Here is a 20,879-nt window from a genome sequence, read left to right as displayed (position 1 = left end):
GCGAGGGTAGGCACGGGCTCAGCGTGTCGTCGCGCACGACCTGGATGCGTCTCCTTGTGTCCTGCCGCGCTTTAACTGTGTTGTGGGGTCCGGCGTTCAAATGCTCCGGCGCGATTGTCCGATCGTCAATTAGACCAAGGTTCGTGCCCAGTCGACCCTGTGGTCTCGTGATTACGACTTGAGTCGTACGACCCGATTTCGATTGATTTCGTCCGGCGTCTTGGTATGTAGAGAGACGAAGCAGCTGCTATTCATTGTGGTGTGAACATGAATACTTCCCGACAAGAACGGTAGCCATGAAGACCTTGCTCATCGTGGGAGCCGGGGGACTGGGGAGCGAGGTCGTGGATATGGTTCGCGGGTCCATGCCGGAGTGCTACGCGGACATCGGATTCGTCGATGATGCGGTACCGGCCAATCGGCTCGTCCACGGAGTCAGAGTCATCGGAGATCGATCCGTCCTCCGTGACGTGAGGCCCGGATCGGTGGATTTCTGCATCGCGGTTGGTGATCCCCGTGCGCGCCGCGCCCTGACCGAGGTTGCCGAAGGATACGGCCAGCATGTCATCAGCGTGATCGATGAAACGGCGTTGCTTCGTCCGTCGGCGACGGTAGGGGAAGGTGTGATCATCGGCGCCAGGGCCGTCGTGAGTAGCAATGCCTCGATCGGTGCTCATACCGCGATCAATATCGGCGCGGTGATCGGGCACGCGGTGTCCATCGGCCCGTATGCCGTCATTGGTGCCGGCGCGCTCATTTCCGGCGGGGCCCGGGTTGGAGAAGGAGCATTGGTTGGAGCGGGGGCTTCAATTCTTCTCGGCAAAACGGTCGGGAGCTGGGCCACGGTGGCGATGGGGGCGGCAGTCTTCACGGAGGTCTCGGCGGGAACGACGGTGCTGGGTAATCCGGCGCGCGTGTTCATGCCGGCACGCCGTGACCGGGGAAACCCGCGCGCGCCAGACAACCTGGTGGAACGATAGCCGTTCCCTCTCTGTATAGCGCGCATGAGGCCTTCTGCCGCGAGGTATACGCCGGTCAGTCTCCGCGAGATCTACATCAGGTCTGGCGGCTCCGCTCTCCGGCCAGGGCCGTACTCCACCCATGTCTTGGTCGGGCCGGGTCCCACCGGGCCCACAAGGAGACTGGGATGACGATGTCTCAATCACCAGAGCGATCCGTCGAGGTATTCGCGACTTGTCCGCCATCCAGCGCGGTAAGCCGGGAAGCCTACGTCGAGCGGGTTACCGACGTCGCGCGCTGGAGCGAGCAGCACGGGTGCAAAGGCATTCTCGTGTATACGGACAATTCGCTCGTCGACCCCTGGCTTATCACCCACATCATCATCCAGCACACGAAGGCGTTGTGTCCGCTCGTGGCTGTCCAGCCCACCTACATGCATCCCTACACGGTCGCCAAGATGATCGCCTCCCTCGGCTACCTCTATGGACGACGGGTGTATCTCAATATGGTCGCCGGGGGCTTCAAGAACGACCTGGCGGCGCTCAACGACACGACACCTCATGACAAGCGATACGAGCGATTGAGGGAATACACGGGCATCATTCAACAACTTCTCGCGGATGCGTCTCCACTGACCTACTCGGGCGAATTCTACAGAGTGGAGAGGCTCAAGCTGACGCCTTCTCTGCCCCGGGATCTCGTCCCGGGCGTTTTCGTCTCCGGCTCTTCGGAGGCCGGGTTGGCGGCCGTCAAAGCGCTCGGCGCTGTTTCGGTCGAATATCCGAAGCCGGCCGGGGAATACGGAGGGGATCCGCCGGGCGCCGACGTCGAGCGTGGGATGCGCATCGGGATCATTGCCCGTGAGGATGAGGAGGAAGCGTGGAGTGTCGCCCGGGCACGCTTTCCCGAAGATCGAAAAGGCCAGCTCACGCATCAGCTGGCGATGAAGGTCTCGGACTCCGTCTGGCACAAGCAGCTGACGCAGTTGGGCGAGCAATCCGGGACCAATCCCTACTGGCTGATCCCCTTTCAGCACTACAAGACCTTCTGTCCGTATCTCGTGGGCAGCTATCGGTGCGTTGGCGAGGAGCTTGCGCGATACGTGAAGCTCGGGTACGGCACATTCATCCTGGATGTCCCGGCCGATGAATCGGAGCTGCGCCACACCAATATTGCGTTCCGACTTGCCCTGCAAACTGAGGTGACACCCCGATGAAGGATGCCCCCACCCTCTCTCCACCGAGATGACCGCGATGCCGCTGGTCCGCACCTCTCTCGCCTCCGCCCCGCGGGCAACGCAATGACCAGGCTCTTGCACCAATCGGTCAGCGAACAGGCAGAGAAACGCGGGGAGGCCGTCGCCGTGGCAATGAACGAGAAACGGTTGACGTATGGCGAGCTGGAGCAATCCAGCACTCGGCTGGGGAGACTCCTCCGGGACGCCGGATGTAAGAAGGGCGATCGGGTGTGCTTCTTGCTGCCCAAGTCGCCTGTCGCGGTCGAGACCATCCTGGGAATCCTGAAGGCCGATTGCGTCTACGTCCCCCTCGACCCGTCGAGCCCCGCTCCCCGGCTGGCAGGAATGATTGCCAGCTGCGAGCCCCGATGCCTCCTGGCCACCGGGCCGACCGCTCCCCTGCTGGAAGACGTGTGCGGAATCCTCGACCACGCCACGGGGGCGTTACCGTCCATTGGATGGATGGACCCTACGGGGGGCCGCCCGAAGTCTCCCGTTCGCGCGGCATTCTCGGTCTCCGATCTCGCCGGATACTCGACGGAGCCTCTACACTACCGGAGCACCGCGGGTGACCCGGCGTACATCTTGTTCACATCAGGTTCTACCGGGATTCCGAAGGGGGTCGTGATTACTCACTCCAACGTATTCCATTTCGTCCAATGGGCCACCAGGCACTTCGGCATCGGTCCCTCGGACAGGCTATCGGGCCATTCCCCATTCCACTTCGACCTGTCTGTCTTCGATCTCTTCGGCACCTTTGCGTCCGGAGCCCAGCTCCACCTCGTTCCCCCCGAGCTGAACCTGCTCCCGAGCAAGCTGATGGACTTCATGCGTCGTGCTGAGCTCACCCAATGGTTCTCGGTCCCCTCCTTGCTCGCCTATGTAAGCAAGTTCGATGTCCTCGACTTCAACGACCTCCCCACCCTGAAGCGGCTGCTCTGGTGCGGGGAGGTCTTTCCGACACCCGCGTTGATCTATTGGATGAAGCGCCTCCCGCACGTCACCTTCACGAATCTGTACGGCCCCACCGAGGCGACCGTTGCGAGCAGTTTCTACACGGTGCCCGAATGCCCGCACGAGCCGACCCGCGAGATCCCGATCGGGACTCCGTGCGACGGGGAAGGGCTGCTCGTGCTCAATGAAGCGTTGCAGCCGGTGGCCAACGGCGAGGAGGGCGATCTCTATATCCGTGGCGTCGGATTGAGCCCGGGCTACTGGAGGGATCCGGACAAGACACGATCCGTCTTTCTGCCCGACCCGGCTCGCGGCGACCCATCCGATCGCATTTACAAGACCGGCGATCGGGCTCGGATCGGTGAAGCCGGTCTGGTGTATTTCCGCGGGAGGACCGATTTCCAGATCAAGAGCCGTGGACATCGGATCGAACTCGGTGAGATCGAAGTCGCCCTGGCCACCGTGGAAGGCGTGAGGGAATCGGCGGTCGTCGCGATCCCGACCGAAGGCTTCGAAGGGGCAGTCATTTGCTGTGCCTACGTACCGGCATCGAGCGCCCAGGTGACTCCTAGCTCCTTGCGCAAAGACCTGGGGAAGGCTCTGCCCCAATACATGCTGCCATCTCGGTGGACAGCCATGGACGCACTGCCCAGGAATACCAGCGGCAAGATCGACCGGCGCCGACTGATGGAGGGCTTCCGACTTGAGCCCGATCAGGCCCATTGACGGCCGGGCGTTGCTCGAGCACCTTGGACCGCTTTGGGCCGCTGAGCAGGTTCGGGGGGGAGACGGTGCGCAATGAACTCCGTAATCGAGACCTACTCGAGATTCGCCGGCGAATACGACGCCCCCGAGAACCTAGGTTCCTGCTGGGGATGTGTCGGGCGACACTCCTTGGGTCTGGTGACACTCGCGGCCAAGCACAAGGTTGTTGTTGACGTCGGATGCGGGGTAGGCAGGGAGTTGGCGCAGTTCGCATCACGTCACTCGGCCGACGTACAGTTCATCGGGGTGGAGCCGGCTGCGAATATGCGCAAAATAGCGACGGAGCGGACCGCCAGGCACTCCAATGTGCAGGTCCTCGAGGGAAGCTTTGAAAACCTGCCACTGGCGAGCCGTTCGGTTGACTACCTGTATAGCATCCTGGCCTTTCACTGGACCACTGACCTGGATAAATCAGTCGCTGAGCTCGCACGGGTGCTGAAGCCCACCGGGGAGATGGACCTGACGTTCATCGGGCGGCAGAACGGGCGGGAGTTCATTCGGACGACGACGCCGGTGTTTTTCAAGTATATGACGCCAGCCATGATGGTCAAGGCGGCCTCGTTGCGCAAACAACTGACACTCGATCAGGCCGTGACCCTTTTCGGCAAGGCGTTTGAACCGCACAAGCTCAGCGTGACCGAGAGCTATCTCACCTACTTCGATACTCTAGACGGGCACTGGAGCTGGTGGGTTCGAATCGAAGGGCAGTTGGTGGACATCCCCCAGGCGGTGAGAGCGGAATGTGACCGGGCGGTGCGAGCGGCAATCGCCACGCTGGCGACAGAGGCGGGCATACCCTACACCGTCCATTTACTACACGCGAGATTGCGAAATGCCTGAATACACGGGACTCAAAGCGGAACTAGTCATGACACGGCTGCACCTTCAGACCAACCACGAGTCGGTGTGATGCAGGACGCTCTCACTCTACATCAGCGCATTACCAGACTGTTCGTGGAACATCTCAACGTGGACATCGCGTCCTTCGACACCGATCTGCTGAACACCGGCATCTTGGACTCGCTTCAATTCGTGGAGCTGCTGCTACGTCTGGAAAACGAGTTCGGGCTCACCGTCTCGCTGGATGACCTCGAAATCGACTTCTTCCGCTCCATCGACACCATCGCCGCATTCGTCGCCAATCGCGAGCGACCGACTGGTTGATCCCGCTTCTCGTGGCCGCGCTTGCTGGCTCGACCTGCGGGGCCGCCTGGGTACTCGTGGTCAGCACCGTCATCGACGTGGCAAGACCCGGCACGGTGACCATCCCACTCGCGCTGAGCGTCTGGGCCGCGACAAGCTTGGCCGTGGCCTCTGCCTCAGCCTCACGAGGCCTCGCACCCTGAGACAGGTCTGGGGCCAGGCCGCCGTGGCCGTTGGCCTCTGCGTCCTCGCCCTGCCGATTGCGGCTGCCATCTCCTTGATTGTGGCAGGGGCAAAGTGGCCACCCGTCGACCCAATCAGTATCGAGCTGAGCGGGGACGTCCTGGGGGTGCGGCTGGCCGGGACCGCGGCGACCGTCCGCCTGGCCGTGGCCAGCTTCCTCCTGGGGCTTCTCCTCGTCTCGGTCGGGGATCGCATCCGGCGCCGCGCTCGCGCCGGAGTCAAGCTCACGGTGTCCAGGACATGATGCAAGCCGGTGTCCCTCCGGTTCACACTGCGTCCCCATCCAGATAGATTCGGTGCCATAGCTCGAAGTTCAGGAGCAGCCAGAGGTGGCCGCCCCACACACCCCGGCCATTGACATGCTCGCCCCAAAGGCGCTCCACCGTGGCCATGTTGAAATAGCCTCGTCGGCGCGTACGGGCATCGAGCAATACCTCGAAGGCAAACGACTTGAGATCTCCACGGAGCCACGGGCCGGTCGGAACCGCAAAGCCTTGCTTGGGTTTCCGCAGAACGGAAGAGGGAAGGAGACGGTTGAGGGCCCGCTTCAGGATCAGCTTGGTCGATCTGCCGCGAATCTTGAACCGACTCGGGATCTGGAAGGCGAGCTCCACCAGGCGGTGGTCGAGGAAGGGCAGCCGTGCTTCCAGGCTGCAGGCCATCGTGGCCTTGTCGGTCTTCTCCAGGTAGGCATCGACCAGCAACGTCTTGAGATCCACGTACATCAGGCGATTGAGATGATCTGCGGAGGTCGTCCCGTTGAGGCCCCAATAGTAGCCGGGGTACGGCCAACCCGGGTCGTAGCCGGCCACGGCCGCGGAGACCTCGGGCTGAAGCAACTCCGTCCGGAGCTCAGGAGTGAAGTGGACGAGCCAGGCCGCGTAGCGGTCGGCCGCGTCCGGGATGGACAGGATCTGTCCCATTCGACCGAGGCTCCGGAGCCTACGAACGCGATCGGAGAGCGCCGGCACGACGGCTCGCGTCAGGATGCCGGGCATCCGCGAGTAGAAAGGCGCGATCTGGTCCACTGCGTAGCGAACGTAACCTCCGAACAATTCGTCCCCGCCATCGCCGGTGAGAACAACCTTGACTTGCTCCCGGGCGAAACGGCTCAGAAGGTAGACGGGGATACTTGCGGGGTCGCCGAAAGGCTCGTCGTAGTGGTACACGAGCGTGCGCAGGGTCTGCACGAGGTCCAGCTGGGCGACATGGAGTTCGTGGTGTTCCGTACCCAGCTGCTCGGCAACTCTGCGCGCGTCGGCAAGTTCGCTGTACTTGCCTCCGATGTTGAAGCCGAGGGAGAACGTCTTCACGGTGCCCGTCGCGTGACGTTTCATCAGGGCGACGATCCCGCTGGAGTCGATGCCACCGCTCAGGAAAGCTCCCACGGGCACGTCGGCGATCAGCCGCCGCCGCACCGCGTCGTCCAGAAGTGAGAGTAGGCGCTCGCCGGCGTCCTCTTCCGTGAGGGCCGCCCCGCCTGAATATTGAGGCTCCGCTCCGACATCCCAGTATTCGACCGTCCGGAACCGAACCGAACCGGGCTCGGTGATGAGGTAGTGGCCCGGCAGAAGCTTGAACACATCCTTGTAGATGGTTTCAGGCGCGACGGCATGTGCGTAGGCCAGGAAATTCGCCAAGCCGCGTAGATTCAGCTGCCGCGGCACGGTGGGATCGGCCAAGATGGACTTGATCTCGGAAGCGAAGATGAGGCGGGTTCCGTCGCGATAGTAGTACAAGGGCTTCTCGCCCATTCGGTCGCGGGCTACAAAGACCACCCGCCGTCGCCCGTCCCAGATGGCGAAGGCAAACATGCCGTTGAAGCGGTGAAGGCAATCCGGCCCCCATTGCTCATAGGCATGGAGAACGACTTCGGTATCACTGCGAGTGCGGAAGCGGTGTCCGCGCGCTTCGAGCTCAGGACGCAAATCGAGGAAGTTGTACAGCTCACCGTTGTACACGATGCAGATCGTTCGGTCTTCATTCCAGATAGGCTGCTGACCACCCGCCAGGTCGATGATGCTCAGCCGTCGCATGCCGAGAAAAACGGTCCCGTCTTGCCAGAATCCCTCTTCGTCGGGGCCGCGGTGATTGAGCCTGGCCAGCGCAGCTCGGCAGACATCGGTGGGAACTTCGGCGGTCACATACCCCAGAATGCCGCACATGGCTACCTACCTCGGGCCTGCAACCAGCGGGTGGTTTCCGCTCGAAGGTGCTGATAGAACGAAGTGCGACGGGGGCCAAGGGCTTTGTCGCTGTATTCGCCGGCCTTGGCGAGGTTGCGGGCTGACATGCGTGCCATACGCTCGGGGTCCGTCACGACCTCGCGAATCTTCCGGGCGAGGGCGTTCACATTCCCGGGTAGGACCATGTCCTCCGGCAACAGAAGCTCCGGGATGCCGCCCACGGTGGACCCGATGCAGGGGAGCGCGCGGGCCATCGCCTCGAGCATGGCGCGCGGCAAGCCTTCCTGGCGGGAAGGCAGGACGAACACGTCGGCCTGGTCTAACTGCTTGCGCACGGTGTCACCCGCGGTGACCTGACCCCGGAAACAGACACGATCAGCCAGTCCGAGCGTTCTGGCCCGCGTCTCCAGCTCGGGCCGGTATGTACCGTCCCCGATGACGGTCAACCCGAGGTCGAGGCCCTGGCTCACACAGGCCGCCATGGCCTCCACGACCACGTCGGGAGCCTTGTAGAGCTGGGCAAGAGTGCCCACGAAGATCAATGTCGCCCTGGAGGCGTGGACACTCGGCCGGCGAGGGCCAGAGATGAAGGCCGATCCGGGCAGGTCGACGCTGGAGAAGTAAGTGGAAAACGCTCGTGGCGCCGGCTTGTAACGGCGCTGAAGCGCATGCTCGGTAACATAGGCCGCCGCGCAGGCTCGTGCGCATTGCTTGCGAAGCCGTCGCGGAAACCACCACCGGAAGAGGGGGCGCAACGGATGGCGGACCGATCCTGGCGCAAACATGTCATACGGGTCCGCGACGACCTCGACGCCGTAAGGTCTGTTCTTTGGCAAGTGACGCCAGACCTCAAAGCCTATGTGACACGGAATGCGCAGCTGAACCGCCTCTGCATCGGCGAGGGCGGCGCGGATCGTCGTCGTGATCCGCGCGAAGTCGGTCACAAATTCCCAAGGTCCCACGGAGTCGGGTAATGGAACTGCCTTGATTCGTTGGCCGGTGACGCGCTTCCACCCCTCTGGCGGCACGGGCTGTGGATGGGCGCGCACCAGCAGGCAAACCTCGTCGAACACTTCGAGGTAGCGCGTCCAGAAGACGTAGTCCAGGGAGGCGGTCGGGGTCCATAGAGCGCCGTCGCGGGTGATCGTGAAGTGGGCGCTGGCGGTCACGAGAACGCGCATAGGGCGTCCTGAGTTCTCCTCTACGCTGCGTAGATCGGCTCGATGGCCTTCCCGGGAAGGGTCCCGTCCCTCCGTCGCCCGTGGGCATCCCGCCTCCGCGGTCTTCGTCTCTCGGGAAGGGGCGCGGACGTCGAAGCGGCCCTCTCGTAGAGGGTCAATCCCTTGAAGCTTTCGAGGATCAGCGGAGAGCCGACTGTCTGCCCCCGCGAGTTCTTGTACGTGGGGCCCGGTGGGAGCGCGATGGAGACGGGGCGGTCCGAGATATTGACGTAGGCAATGGCCCGCTCGAAGCTCCGACGGAATACCGAGGGTGAGATCTCCGTCGCGGCCTCAACGGGTTGGCCCATGACCAGATCCATCTCCGGATACTTTCTCGGCTGCCACATTGCTTGGGGGTCTTTGATCACTCTGGAAAAGAACTGCCGATCGCCTTCTCGCATCAGGCCAAAGAACGCCCAGGCGTAGTCGACTTCAGTCTGGGTCGGCTCAATGCCGTCCCCCAGCCCAAGGTTCGGGAAGAACACCTTGTCGTTGGCCGCGAGCCAGCTCGCCAACTGCATCGTCACGAGCAGCGCTGCTCGTTTCTCATCGTTGGGCCGGCTGCCCCAGTAGGCATGATCGTTCGTCAGATACTCACTGTAATAACCGTCGGCATGAGCGTAGATTCGCCGAAACACCGCCATTTGATGGGCGACGGTCCTGTAGGTGAGCGGGCCGCTGCTGATGACTATTCGCTTGTTGGGCCAGGCGGCTTTGAACCTGTCGAGCATGTGGATCCACGCGGTCTGCACTCCCTCGTCGGTGGTGTAGCGAGCACAGACCGCATCGCCCGCGGCGCAATTGATCGACCGGGCGTAAAAATGGCCATTGTCGTGCACATGCCAGGTGACCGCACTCGGATCTCGGTCCGTGGAGTCGAGGTACTGATTCGGGAGCCACGAACCAAGAACCCAATCGAGATATTCATCGTTGGCAAAATCCACCATCACGCCACCACCGAAGAGATACGCCGGGTTCCCGTTCCGATCCCGGATGACCCATTCGGGGCGGTTTCGAATGACGTAGTCAAAATCCGGATGGTCGCCCGGCGTTCCGGCTTCGATCGTCGTCATGTTGAGATGCTTGAAATAGTACCCGGCGGGATTCAGGCGCCGAATATCTGTGCCCGACTTGATCCACATCCGGTAGGTGTTCGGATGGTGCATTGCCGCCTCAAACGACTGGACGAACTGCTGCGGTGTCATTGCTCCCGGCCGGCCCGTGAAATTGGGCCAGGCAAAGCCGAATCGACCACCCGGCTGGAGTTGTACAGCCTGGCCGGGTGCGTCGGCTTCGGCGAGCAGGACCAAGCCGAGACCCAGAAGCAGTGCCGAGCCCATCCTGAGCCGGTTGCGCAAGTCTCTAGCTCCGCCCACTCTCGTGGGTGAGTACACCGATGCGCGGCCGCGAAGCTTGCGATGAGCTGTCCGCGGGCGGCGGAGCGAGAATGTCGGTGTAGAGTGCGTCAGTCCGCGCAAACATCTTGTCGAGGGTGAAGTCGGCGAGGGCTCGGCGCTGCCCAGCTTGACCCAAACTCCTCCGGAGCTCCGCATCGGTCATCTTGGCCAGCGCCGCGGCAAAGGCCTGAGGATCGCCCGGGGGAACGAGCAGGCCGGTATCGCCATCGGCGACCACTTCGGGGATCGCTCCGGCACGCGTGGCGACAACAGGCCGTCCCGAGGCCATCGCCTCGATGAGCACCAGCCCAAAGCCCTCGTACACCGAGCTGATCGCGAACACATCAAAGGCGCGCATCACGCCCCGCATGTCTTCGTGGAACCCGGCCCATACGACGCGCTCGCCGACACCCAGGTCACGCGCCCGCCGGCGAAGCTCGGCCTCGAGCGGACCGGCCCCCACGATTGCCAGCCAGGCATCGACGCCGGCGTGACGGCGGAACCGCGAGAACGCCTGGAGCAACGTATCGATCGACTTTTGTGGCACCAACCGGCCGGCGAAGCCGACAACGAGGGCTCCATCAGCTATCCCCCATTGGCGGCGCAGCGAGGCACCCGACGCGTCTGGTGCCTCAACGAACGGCCGCGCGTCGATGCCGTAGTAGATGGTGTGCATCTTCAGCGGATCGAGCCCGAGCGCGGGGCCGGTCATGTAGCGGTTCACCGCCTGGGAAATCGCAATTATCCTCGCCGCCCGCCGTCCGACCCAGCGGCCCATCGGTCGCTCGCCGAGCCCGACGTAGAATCGCTCGTCATTGTGCTTGGTGATGAGCAAGGGTAGCCGGCGTGCGCTGGTTCCCACGAGGGCGAGCCTCGAATACAGCTCGCCCGGTGGCATGTGCGCGTGCACAAGATCCGGCTGAAACTCCGCGGTCAAGCGCCGGAGGCGGACCAACGGCCTCAAATCGCCATAGAACCGCAGCGCCAGGTCATGCGTTCGCACGCCCATGTCTCGGTGGGGGCCCCGCAAGTAGGCGACCGCCACGTTCATGCCCACGGAGCGCTGGTGCTGAACGAGATCGAATAAATGATTCTGGGCACCACCGCGAGAGACCGCGGTGCTGACGTGCAGGATGCGCCAGTTCATACGCCAAGTCTTTCCTGTGTGAGCGATGATCCCGCCGCATCGGACAGCCCCTTCTCGCTCAGGAGGCGGGCATACTCGGCTTTGACCTTTGCGAACACCGCGCGCTCATCGAAGCGGTCCAGGGCCAGCCCGCGAGCCTGGCCGCCCATCGCACGCGCCCGGGCGGCGTTGCCGACGATGTCGAGGACCGCCTGGGCCAGGGCTCGCACGTCGCCCAATGGCACCAGCAGCCCGGTACGGCCATGCACGACCGCCTCACGGTTGCCCTTGACATGTGTGGCGACGGATGGCACACCCATGGCCGCCGCCTCCATGATCACCCGCGGGATGCCCTCGAACAGCGAGGGCAGAACCAGCACGTCCATGCTCCGATAGAGGGCAGGGAGCTCCGCATTGGGCCGCTGCCCGAGAAAAAGACACGCGGCCGAAATGCCGTATTCGGCGGCCGCGGCGGGCTCAACGGCGTCGGGCTTGCCATGATCGGGGTTGCCGATAATCAGGAAGCGCGCGGCCGGATATCCCTCGAGGACCCGGCGGGCCATCTTGAGGAAATCCGTGAATCCCTTGCGCTTCGCGGCCAGCCGGCCCACGAACCCGACGACCGGTGCTCCGCGCGGGACACCTAGCCTCTCGCGCAGGTCGGCCGTCGCGGTCGGGCTCACCCTGGCCGGGTCGAACTCGGCGAGGTCGATACCGTTGCCCAGGTAACGAATGCGCCGCGGGGAAAATATGCGCTCGTCGAGTCCGGTCTGGATATCCTCACGGTTCTGGGACAGGACCGAATCAGAGCAGGACGCCGCGATCTTTTCGATGGCGATGTAGAACCGCCGCGCCAGCGGTGGCATGTGCTCGTGGAAGTAGAAGCCGTGAAGAGTGTTCACTACCAGGGGCACACCCGCGAGCCGCGCGGCAAGTTGACCCAGTAGACCGGCCTTGGGCGTGTGGGTATGGACGATGGTGAAACGCTCTCGTCGCATCACGCGCCGTAGCTTCAGAAGTGTCCGGAGGTCGAGTAGAGGCGCCATGCCGCGCGCCATCGGCACGGGGATATGGCGGATTCCGGCAGTTTCAATCGCCGACACGTCGGGTCCGGGCGAGGAAATACCGGCGACCTCGTAGCCCGCGGCGCGGAGACTGGTCAGCTGGTTGAGCAACAGCCATCGAAGCGAGCTGTCGACAGTGGCAACGTGGGCGATTCTCACCGGGTTCATACGCTTTCACCGTCGAGGTAGATGCGGTGCCAGAGCTCGAAGTTCAAGAGCTGCCACAAATGGGCGTCCCAGATCTGGCGCCCTTCGACGTGCTCGCGCCACAAGCGCTCGACGAAGGCCGCATTGAAGTAGCCGCGCCGACGCGTGCGCTCGTCAAGCAGAACCTCGAAGCTGAAGCTCTTCAGCTCGCCGCGAAACCAGGGATCAAGCGGCACGCTGAAACCGTGCTTTGGTTTGCGAAGCACCGGGGCGGGCACGAGGTCGCGGACCGCTCGCTTGAAAATCCGCTTCATCGACCGACCGCGGATCTTATAGCGCCCGGGAATCTGGAAGGCGCGCTCTACCAAACGATGGTCGAGCAGCGGCAGGCGTGCTTCCAGCCCGCAGGCCATGGTAGCCTTGTCCACTTTCTCCATGTAGGCATCGGCCAGCCAGGTCTTGACGTCGACATACATGAGCCGGTTGAGATGATCGGATGCCGTCTGGCCATTCATGCGGTGGTAGTACTGCGAATAGTGCTCGGCTGGATCATAGCCGGCCACCGCGTCGTAGCGGCCTCCCTCTAGCAGCTCCGCCTCCATCGCCGGCGAGAAGAGCATGAGCCAGGACGGGTATCGGCGCGCCGGGTCGGGGATGGGCAGTGTTTGCAGACTGCGCTTGGTCCGGCGCAAGCGCGGGAACCGCTCCACCAGAGCCGGAATGACCGTCCCCGTCAAGGTCGCGGGCAATCTCTGGTAGAGCGGCGCGAACCGGTCCACCGCGTAGCGGCGGTAACCTCCGAAGAGCTCGTCGCCACCGTCACCCGCGAGAACGACCTTGACGTGGTCGCGAGCGAACCGGCTGAGCATGTACACGGGAAAGCCCGCGGGGTCGCCGAACGGCTCGTCATAGTGGTATACGAGCGTCCGCAGCGTATGGACCAGATCGGCGTGCTCGACGCGTAACGCGTGGTGCTCCGTTCCAAAGTGTTGGGCCACCATGCGCGCGTCGGCGAGCTCATCGTAGGCACCACCGCCGGGGAATCCCAGTGAGAAGGTCTTCACGCTGCCCGCCGCATGCCGTGTCATGAGCGCGACGATGGCGCTCGAATCCAAGCCCCCGCTCAGGAATGCACCGACCGAGACATCCGCGGTCATCCGCAGGCGAACGGAATCGTCCAACAGAGACCGGATGTGAGCCTCGTGTTCCTCTTCGCTCGAATTCTCTCCACTCGGTGCCTGCCCGTCCTGCCCGACGTCCCAATATTCGACGATGCGGACGTCCCCGTCGCGCACCACCAGATAGTGTCCCGGCAGAAGCTTGTGGATATCCCGATAGATCGTCTCGGGAGCGACCGCGTGGCCGAACGCGAGAAAATTCGCCAGCCCTCGTGGGTTCAGGTCTCTCGGCACCTTCGGGTGGGCGAGGATCGCCTTGATCTCCGACGCGAAGACGAGGCGTCGGCCGTCGCGATAATAGTAGAGAGGCTTCTCGCCGATCCGGTCACGGGCCAGGAACAGTCGTCGCCGTGGCCCGTCCCAAATGGCGATCGCAAACATTCCGTTGAATCGGCGCAGGCAGTCGGTTCCCCATTCCTCGTAGGCATGCAGGACCACCTCGGTGTCGCTGCGACTGCGGAACACGTGACCGTGTCCCTGCAGCTCCCGCCGCAGGTCGATGAAATTGTAGAGCTCGCCGTTGAACACGATGCAGCAGCTCTCGTCCTCATTCCAGATCGGCTGCTGCCCTCCCGCGAGATCGATGATGCTCAGGCGACGCATCCCCAGAAACACCCCATCACCGGCCCACGCCCCGCTCGAGTCCGGACCGCGATGGCGCAGCCGGTCGGTCGCCGATCTGGCCCGCGCCTGATCGATGGGGGATCGAGCGACCTCGCCGTATATCCCACACACGACTAGGATGGTCTCCTGCGGCTAAAGAGGTGTCACCGCAACATCACGCCTGGGTTCGGGGCTTCCCCCGCGTGCGACCACCCTCAGCAGGCGCGAGCCGCACAACACCACGGTCACGGGCACGAGTCCGTCTTTGATGAAGTTGACCAGCAGGTTGTCGGAATCGACTAGCAACACCGAAAAGCACATATTGACGATGAACGGGAGCAGCAAGACCCTGACGTCGTCGTCACGCAACCGAGAAAGAGACCGCTGCAATCTACCCACGAGCAAGCCGAAGAGCAGGTACGCGAATGGAACCGCGACCGGTCCGAAGTTGAGCATCGTTTCGCCGGCCAGTCCGTACAGCTTGGAGGAGACGAAGTCCTCCGCCTCGTCGTAGGACCCGGCCCCGAAGAGGGCCTCCGTCCCTTCCTTGACTTTGGGCGGCGGGCGCTCCGGCCAGAATTGGCGTGGAATCAGCAAGGCGATACTGCCGAGATACGTTCTCCCCCACGCATAGTCATAGTCCCGGTCGGGCCTCGAGACCTGATGGAGCAAGAAGGCTTGCACGTCGGCCCGCGCCAGGTCTTCCAACAACACCCCTTCGAAGGTACGGTCGATTCCCTGGCTTATCTCGTCCAGTTCGCCCGCTCGATAGACGGCCAAGGCATCACTGCCCAAGCCCTTGTAAAACCCGTAGAGGTACATGAAGCCGACGAGGAGACCGATGCCAGCCAGGACGAACTTCCGGCTGAGAGGGCGAATCCAGAGGTGAATGATCCCTACTGCCCAGAACATACCCCAGATGATGTGGCTGCGGCTGCCCCGCAACCCACCAAAGAATACTTTCAAGACGAAGTATCCGAGCAGCACGAGAATCACGACCATCCAGGTTCGACCGACCTTCGTGCGTCCCGCCCAGACGGCAAAGACGATCATCGCCAGGATCGGAAAGCTCTCGGACACCGTGAAGATCCACCCCATGCCCACGAAGGCGCCCTGCGGTGATGGAGCCCCGATCGATCGCGTGACCACGCCCACGTAGCCGGAAATTCCCCCATGGATGGCGTAGACCCAGCATTGGAGAGCTCCGCTGACCAGCAGACCGCATCCGGCCGCGAAGAGCAGCCGCGCCTTGTCCAGCCGCCAGATGGTGTCCGGTAGGGTGTCGCATCCGCTCTGGGCGGCTCGCTCTCTCGCCACGCGGTAGAGAACGAGGCCCGCGACGTTCACCAGCGCCATCCAACCCAGCCAGTCCCGCCAGTCTCGAGGGGGCTCGACGAAAGTCATCCACGAATCCCACGTCACGTGAAGGAGCGGCGCGAGAAAGAAGAAGTGGACACCAATCACGCCGATGATCCCCGCCGGATCGAAGAGGCTCACGCGTCCTCGGCCCCAGTCCGCCGCGTCGCAGCCGATCAAGATTCCACAGGCCAGCACCGGGATGACGAACCAGTGCGCTATCTGAGGGGAGACAACGAGAAAGGCACAGGCAGTCAGTGTGCAGAGTAGCACGGAGATCAGGAGGCTCGTCATGCCAGCAACAGCTCGATCTCCTGACACACCCTCTCGAACTGCTCCTGGCTCATGTGAGAGTAGAGCGGCAGTGCCAGCCCCTCTCGGCTCGCCTCGACGGTGCGCTCCATCCGAGCGCTCACGCGACACGGTATTCGTCGGAACAAGGTCTGGTGATGTACCGGCGGACAGAAGTACCGCTTCGTTTGTATCCCGCGTGATTTCAGACGCGCGTACACCTCGTCGCGGCTCATTCGTGATTGCTCGCTGATGAACAACACGAAGTAGTTGCCACTGGTGGTCCGGTCCTCGGGATAGGCCTGGACGCGGCAACCGGGAAGCCGCCCGAGCCTCCCCCGGTAGCCGTCCAGCAAGTGCAGCCGGGCCTTCACCAGCTCGCCGAGGCGTTTCAGGGACAGCAGTCCGACGGCGGCGTGCATCTCGCTCAGCCGCGCGGAGAGTCCCAAATACACCATGTCCTCTCCGGCCGTCGGATCCTTGCCGTAGTCGCGCATCGATCGGAGCCGCTCGGCCAACCGAGAATCGCCGGTGCAGATCACGCCACCCTCGATCGCGGTCACGACCTTCGTGGGGCTCAGGGAGAACACCTCACATACCCCGAAGACTCCGGCTTTCCGACCGCGGTACTCCGCCCCGAGGCCCTGGGCACTGTCGAAGTACACGGGGAGACCGTGGCGCTCTCCCACTTCGATGAGGGCGTCGATATCGGGCGGAAGCCCGTAGATGTATGCCCCGCAGATCGCGGCGGTTCGCGGGGTCAAGTTTCGCTCGACATCATCCGGATCGAGCGTCAGTGATCCCGGTCGGCAGTCGCAGAAGACGGGCACCAAGCCGTTCCAGGCCAGCGCTTGAGCGGTGGCCGCGAACGTGAATGACGGCACGACGACCTCGGACCCGGCGGGGAACTCCATTGCCTGGGCCACCAGCATCAGGCCGGCGGTGCAGGACGCGACCGCGATCGCGTGTGTCGCTCCCGTCTGCCGGCATACCTCGTCCTCGAACGCCCGCACGATGCGCCCGGTGGTGACCAGACCCGTGTCCCAGCTGGCGCGAAGAAGCTCCTCGACTTCACGTAACTCCGGAAGGGTCGGGCGAATGATGGGCATCATTGTTCGGCCTCTCGCGCGTCGAGGTGTCTGTCCCCCGTGACGCTCTTGGTCGGGTGCCGCAGCGCGTACAGATGGAGGGCGCCGATCCCGAGAAGGTTGGCGATCCAGGTCACCACGCTCGCCTGGCCCGCTCCGACGAGGCCACGGCCCGGTATGAGCGTTGCGCACGCCAGCAGCGCGACGGCGGTCACTCCGGCAAAGAGGACGGTCTGCGCGCGGAAACAGCGCGCCGCGGTCACCGCGAAGCCCAGGGCGGAGGCCACATAGCTGATCGCCGCCGCGCCCATGATCAGGACAAACGCCTCGACATGCTCGGCGTACTCCGGGCGGTACAACACGGTCAACACTTCGCCGCCCCACAGGAAGGCGACTGCGACGCCCACTGCACCGAGCACGAGCCCGACGCCGACGAGGCCGCTCAGTAGATGTCGCGCGGAGGCCCGGTCGCCCTCCGCGTAGTAGGTCGCCAAGCGTGCGCTCGCCGATTGTCCGAGCGCATTGACCGCCGTTCCCCCGACGATCATCAGATACGCCATGGCCACGAACACTCCGAGCTCCTGCTCCCCGCGATAACGCTCGACAAAGTAGCGAGGGATGGTAGCCCTGAGGGAGATCATCATGGCGGTGATGCCGAGCGGGAGTGAGAGCCACGCCAGCCGCGCCAGGTCGGCCCGGGTCCATCGGGGACGCACGTTGCTTTCGAGCAGCCGCGCCCCGCGTGGAAAGTCGTAGGTGATCAGCACCACGGCCCACGCCGCCGATACCAGGACGAGCCCCCAGACGAGGCTCCCCGAAAGGTACACGCCGGCGCCGAGGGCGACGACGGAGAGGAGCCCGCGCAGCACGATCGATCCCGCGATCAGGTCCATTCGTTCGTGCTTCTGCATCAGCCCGTAGAGGACGTCACTGACCGCCTCGATCGCCTTTACTCCGCCGACCAGCAGGATGACCAATTTGGTCTCCCAGCGGTAACCGACCACGCAGGTCACTGCGCCGATGGCCAGAAGCCCCGCGAATACGCCGATCACCCGGAGCGCGAGGTAGTCTCCGAAGGCGTGCGCATCTCTCGCGTCCGTCGAGAGCACCTCTCGAAGGGACAGACTGGTCAGCAGAAACACCGGGGCGGCAATCGCGAACCCGAGCGCGAACTGCCCCAACATCTCGGTGCTCCCGAGCTTGGCGAGCACCACCAGCATGGCCCATTGGCAGGCCGCGTAGGTGAAGCTCCCGAAGAGTCCCCAAGAGGCGACCTGACCCAGTGGAAGTGCATGGGCCCGTCGCTCGTGAACCCAGGAGTGCGCCTCGACGCTCTGACTCATGACGATGCTTCCGGATCTGTTCGGCCGCCGCTTCCCTGGAACTCCGCGATTCCTTCCTCGCCGGGTTGACTGACGTCCGCCTGCACGATTGTCTTCGACACGGTCCGAAGGAGGATCCGGAGATCGAGCCAGAACGACTGGTTGTCCACGTACCAGACATCAAGGGCGAATCGCCTTTCCCACGGAGTCGTGTCTCTGCCGTTCAACTGGGCCAAACCGGTGATGCCGGGGCGGGCTTCGTGGCGTCGAAACTGCTCTCTCGTGTAGCGCTCCAGGTACCGCATCAGGAGCGGCCGCGGGCCCACGAGGCTCATATCGCCCTTGATGACGTTGAAAAGCTCCGGCAGCTCGTCGACACTCGTGCGGCGCAGAATGCGGCCAAGCTGCGTGACGCGCTCACGCTCAGGGAGCAATCTTCCGTCGACGTCGGAGGTGTCCGTCATGGTCCGGAACTTGTAGAGGGTGAACGGCCGTCCGTGCAGGCCGGGTCGTTGCTGCCGGAAGACAACGGGCGGCCCCATCGCGAGCCGGATGGTCGCCGCGATCAGCGCAAGTACCGGAGCGAGTAGGATCAATCCCACGGCCGCCGCCACGCAGTCGAAGCATCGCTTCGGCCATCCAGACCACGGACCATGGACGATCACGCGAAGCCTCGTATCTCACCGATGAGGGTGGCCGCGGCTCCCGTGGGGCTTGCCGGCAGGGCCGGCTGACTCGGTGCCATGTCAAGATCCCGTTCGACTGACGGCCGAAACGTCGGGACCAGCGCGCAGAGCTGCTGGATCACGCTCCCCGCGCCTCCCAGCTCTGCGAGCCGCTCGAGCTCGGCGACGTCTTGCTCTAGCGTCGCGCACGTCGGATTCGCGGAGGCCCGCACCCGTCTGATCCCTTGTATTCCGGATGGCTCCACCGTTTCGCCCGAAGCCACGAGTTCCTCCGAGAGCTTTTCACCCGGCCTCGGACCGATGAAGGTGATCGGGATCTCCCGTTCCGGGATGAATCCGGACAGGCGAATCAGATTTCGGGCGATGTCCAGGACTCTGATCTCGTCTCCCATGTCCAGGACATAAGCCGCACCGTTATCGCCGAGGGCGGCGGCCTGGAGCACGAGCTGGACCGCCTCGGGAATGAGCATGAAGTACCGCCGCATGTCCGGGTGCGTGATCGTCACTGGGCCGCCGTTCTTGATCTGCTCTAGGAACAGCGGGATCACGCTCCCGTTGCTACCCATGACGTTCCCGAATCGCACGACCATGAAGCAGGTGGAAGCGCGCTCGGCGAGCCTCATGGTCAGCAACTCTGCCACGCACTTGGTGGCACCCATGACGCTGGAAGGGTTCACCGCCTTGTCGGTCGAGATCAAGACGAAGCGATCCACGCCGTGGCGGACCGCGGCCTCACCCACGATTCGAGTCCCCTTGACGTTGTTCTTGATCGCCTCGCACGGATTCAGCTCCATCAGGGGCACGTGTTTGTGGGCGGCCGCGTGGAGGATCACTTGTGGACGCCGCTCCCTCAGCACTTCGTCGATTCGCCCTTCGTCGGTCACGTCCCCGATGATCGGGTACACGTCGACACCCGCCTGCGCGCCGGCCAGGGATCGCTCGAGCGCCCAGAGCGCATTCTCGTAGCGCTCGAGCAGAACGAGGCTACTCGGCCTCAGGGCGGCGACCTGCCGGCTCAGCTCGGATCCGATCGAACCGCCGGCTCCGGTCACCAGAACCCTCTTCCCCTCGACCAGATGACTCACGTTCTGCGGGTCGAGCCCGACCGGCGCACGCCCCAGAAGATCTGCCACCTCCAGACGACGGACGTCGTTCAGCGTGACGCGGCCGTCGAGGATGTCGCGGAGGTGCGGAAGGGCCTTGATGGGCAGCTTGTACGGCTCCAGCGCCTTGACCACCGCGCGGAGGACGCCCGGCGTGGCCCGAGGAATCGCGACCAGCACCTCACTCGGACGTGCTTCGGCGATGATCCGCGGGAGGTCGTTCCGGGTTCCGAGCACCGGAACGCCGTGAATGCGCTGGCCCGCCTTGGCTCGATCGTCATCCACGAAGCCGACCGGAAGGTAGCCATGCTGTCCTCCGGCGTGGATCTCCCTGGCGATGGCCTGGCCGGCATCGCCCGCGCCGAAGATCAACACCCGCGTGCCCTTCCCACCCGGCTGGTACTCCCGATAAAATCGCCAGCCCACCCGGATGCCTCCCACGAGAAACACGAGAAACACGGAGTCCACCAGGAACACCGATCGCGGGTAGTTGGACAAGCCCAGCAGGCCGTGGATCAGGACGTAGAACACCACGGTGCTTGAGAAGACCCCGCCGAGGATCGCTCGGAGGTCGCGAATCCCCACGTATCGCCAGACGCCCTCGTAGATGTGGAAGGGAACGAATGTCAGTCCGCGGAGTACGACTAGCCAGGGGATCGTATCGAGCCACAGTGCCCAGTACCCGTCGGGGATGGTGCCGTCGAACCGCAGCCAGAACGCCAGGTAGTTTGCAAGGACGATCAGTGCCGAATGCGCGACGAGGACGCGGACACCCCGGTTGCTCAAGAGGAGCCGTCTCAAGGACCCGGA

16 protein-coding genes are annotated in these 20,879 nt (G+C 63.7%); 5 read left to right on the top strand and 11 right to left on the bottom strand.

Going from position 1 to position 20,879, the window contains the following annotated elements; translation table 11 throughout:
- Positions 1-296 precede the first annotated feature (296 nt).
- From VKN16_10125 to VKN16_10105, 5 genes are all read left to right on the top strand, one after another.
- Positions 297-980, top strand: a complete 684-nt coding sequence (locus VKN16_10125; protein HME94559.1) for a NeuD/PglB/VioB family sugar acetyltransferase — start codon at positions 297-299, stop codon at positions 978-980.
- A 167-nt stretch (positions 981-1,147) separates the two neighbouring features.
- Positions 1,148-2,176: an LLM class flavin-dependent oxidoreductase gene (locus VKN16_10120; protein ID HME94558.1), complete on the top strand. Its 1,029-nt coding sequence runs from the start codon at positions 1,148-1,150 to the stop codon at positions 2,174-2,176.
- Between the two features lie 84 nt (positions 2,177-2,260).
- Entirely contained in the window at positions 2,261-3,877 is a 1,617-nt protein-coding gene (locus tag VKN16_10115) for an amino acid adenylation domain-containing protein (GenBank protein HME94557.1), read from the top strand.
- A 72-nt stretch (positions 3,878-3,949) separates the two neighbouring features.
- Complete coding sequence (locus tag VKN16_10110; protein HME94556.1) at positions 3,950-4,756, top strand: class I SAM-dependent methyltransferase; 807 nt, start codon at positions 3,950-3,952, stop codon at positions 4,754-4,756.
- A gap of 69 nt (positions 4,757-4,825) precedes the next feature.
- Positions 4,826-5,080 (top strand): acyl carrier protein, encoded by a 255-nt coding sequence (locus VKN16_10105; GenBank protein ID HME94555.1) that lies wholly within the window; start codon positions 4,826-4,828, stop codon positions 5,078-5,080.
- Between the two features lie 488 nt (positions 5,081-5,568).
- Here the strand turns inward: VKN16_10105 and asnB (VKN16_10100) are convergent, their stop codons facing one another.
- The 11 genes from asnB (VKN16_10100) to VKN16_10050 form a co-directional block, all read right to left on the bottom strand.
- Positions 5,569-7,467, bottom strand: a complete 1,899-nt coding sequence (gene asnB, locus VKN16_10100) for an asparagine synthase (glutamine-hydrolyzing) (GenBank protein ID HME94554.1) — start codon at positions 7,465-7,467, stop codon at positions 5,569-5,571.
- Between the two features lie 2 nt (positions 7,468-7,469).
- Complete coding sequence (locus VKN16_10095) at positions 7,470-8,669, bottom strand: glycosyltransferase family 4 protein (GenBank protein ID HME94553.1); 1,200 nt, start codon at positions 8,667-8,669, stop codon at positions 7,470-7,472.
- 20 nt (positions 8,670-8,689) lie between these two features.
- Positions 8,690-10,066, bottom strand: coding sequence for a hypothetical protein (locus VKN16_10090; GenBank protein ID HME94552.1), 1,377 nt, complete (start codon positions 10,064-10,066; stop codon positions 8,690-8,692).
- A 4-nt stretch (positions 10,067-10,070) separates the two neighbouring features.
- Positions 10,071-11,252, bottom strand: coding sequence for a glycosyltransferase family 4 protein (locus VKN16_10085; GenBank protein HME94551.1), 1,182 nt, complete (start codon positions 11,250-11,252; stop codon positions 10,071-10,073).
- Complete coding sequence (locus tag VKN16_10080; protein ID HME94550.1) at positions 11,249-12,463, bottom strand: glycosyltransferase family 4 protein; 1,215 nt, start codon at positions 12,461-12,463, stop codon at positions 11,249-11,251. The genes VKN16_10085 and VKN16_10080 overlap by 4 nt, the downstream gene beginning before the upstream one ends.
- On the bottom strand, positions 12,460-14,355 hold the full coding sequence (gene asnB, locus VKN16_10075; protein ID HME94549.1) for an asparagine synthase (glutamine-hydrolyzing): 1,896 nt from the start codon (positions 14,353-14,355) through the stop codon (positions 12,460-12,462). The genes VKN16_10080 and asnB (VKN16_10075) overlap by 4 nt, the downstream gene beginning before the upstream one ends.
- Positions 14,356-14,376: 21 nt before the next feature.
- Entirely contained in the window at positions 14,377-15,873 is a 1,497-nt protein-coding gene (locus tag VKN16_10070) for a hypothetical protein (GenBank protein HME94548.1), read from the bottom strand.
- Positions 15,870-16,982, bottom strand: coding sequence for a DegT/DnrJ/EryC1/StrS family aminotransferase (locus VKN16_10065; protein HME94547.1), 1,113 nt, complete (start codon positions 16,980-16,982; stop codon positions 15,870-15,872). The genes VKN16_10070 and VKN16_10065 overlap by 4 nt, the downstream gene beginning before the upstream one ends.
- Entirely contained in the window at positions 16,979-18,178 is a 1,200-nt protein-coding gene (locus VKN16_10060) for a lipopolysaccharide biosynthesis protein (protein HME94546.1), read from the bottom strand. The genes VKN16_10065 and VKN16_10060 overlap by 4 nt, the downstream gene beginning before the upstream one ends.
- A gap of 119 nt (positions 18,179-18,297) precedes the next feature.
- On the bottom strand, positions 18,298-18,942 hold the full coding sequence (locus tag VKN16_10055) for a sugar transferase (protein ID HME94545.1): 645 nt from the start codon (positions 18,940-18,942) through the stop codon (positions 18,298-18,300).
- A complete protein-coding gene (locus VKN16_10050) occupies positions 18,942-20,870 on the bottom strand; it encodes a nucleoside-diphosphate sugar epimerase/dehydratase (protein HME94544.1) in 1,929 nt (642 codons plus the stop codon). The genes VKN16_10055 and VKN16_10050 overlap by 1 nt, the downstream gene beginning before the upstream one ends.
- Positions 20,871-20,879 lie beyond the last annotated feature (9 nt).

The organism is Candidatus Methylomirabilota bacterium (assembly GCA_035315345.1).
Lineage (GTDB): Bacteria > Methylomirabilota > Methylomirabilia > Rokubacteriales > CSP1-6 > CAMLFJ01.
This window is presented reverse-complemented; position numbering and strand designations above follow the sequence as displayed.

What these genes read in the sequence shown, in the direction of transcription:
- VKN16_10125 (HME94559.1), top strand. Translation starts at nt 297, where the DNA reads ATGAAGACCTTGCTCATCGTGGGAGCCGGGGGACTGGGGAGCGAGGTC.
- VKN16_10120 (HME94558.1), top strand. Translation starts at nt 1,148, where the DNA reads ATGACGATGTCTCAATCACCAGAGCGATCCGTCGAGGTATTCGCGACT.
- VKN16_10115 (HME94557.1), top strand. Translation starts at nt 2,261, where the DNA reads ATGACCAGGCTCTTGCACCAATCGGTCAGCGAACAGGCAGAGAAACGC.
- VKN16_10110 (HME94556.1), top strand. Translation starts at nt 3,950, where the DNA reads ATGAACTCCGTAATCGAGACCTACTCGAGATTCGCCGGCGAATACGAC.
- VKN16_10105 (HME94555.1), top strand. Translation starts at nt 4,826, where the DNA reads ATGCAGGACGCTCTCACTCTACATCAGCGCATTACCAGACTGTTCGTG.
- asnB (HME94554.1), bottom strand. Translation starts at nt 7,467, where the DNA reads ATGTGCGGCATTCTGGGGTATGTGACCGCCGAAGTTCCCACCGATGTC.
- VKN16_10095 (HME94553.1), bottom strand. Translation starts at nt 8,669, where the DNA reads ATGCGCGTTCTCGTGACCGCCAGCGCCCACTTCACGATCACCCGCGAC.
- VKN16_10085 (HME94551.1), bottom strand. Translation starts at nt 11,252, where the DNA reads ATGAACTGGCGCATCCTGCACGTCAGCACCGCGGTCTCTCGCGGTGGT.
- VKN16_10080 (HME94550.1), bottom strand. Translation starts at nt 12,463, where the DNA reads ATGAACCCGGTGAGAATCGCCCACGTTGCCACTGTCGACAGCTCGCTT.
- VKN16_10070 (HME94548.1), bottom strand. Translation starts at nt 15,873, where the DNA reads ATGACGAGCCTCCTGATCTCCGTGCTACTCTGCACACTGACTGCCTGT.
- VKN16_10065 (HME94547.1), bottom strand. Translation starts at nt 16,982, where the DNA reads ATGATGCCCATCATTCGCCCGACCCTTCCGGAGTTACGTGAAGTCGAG.
- VKN16_10060 (HME94546.1), bottom strand. Translation starts at nt 18,178, where the DNA reads ATGCTGGTGGTGCTCGCCAAGCTCGGGAGCACCGAGATGTTGGGGCAG.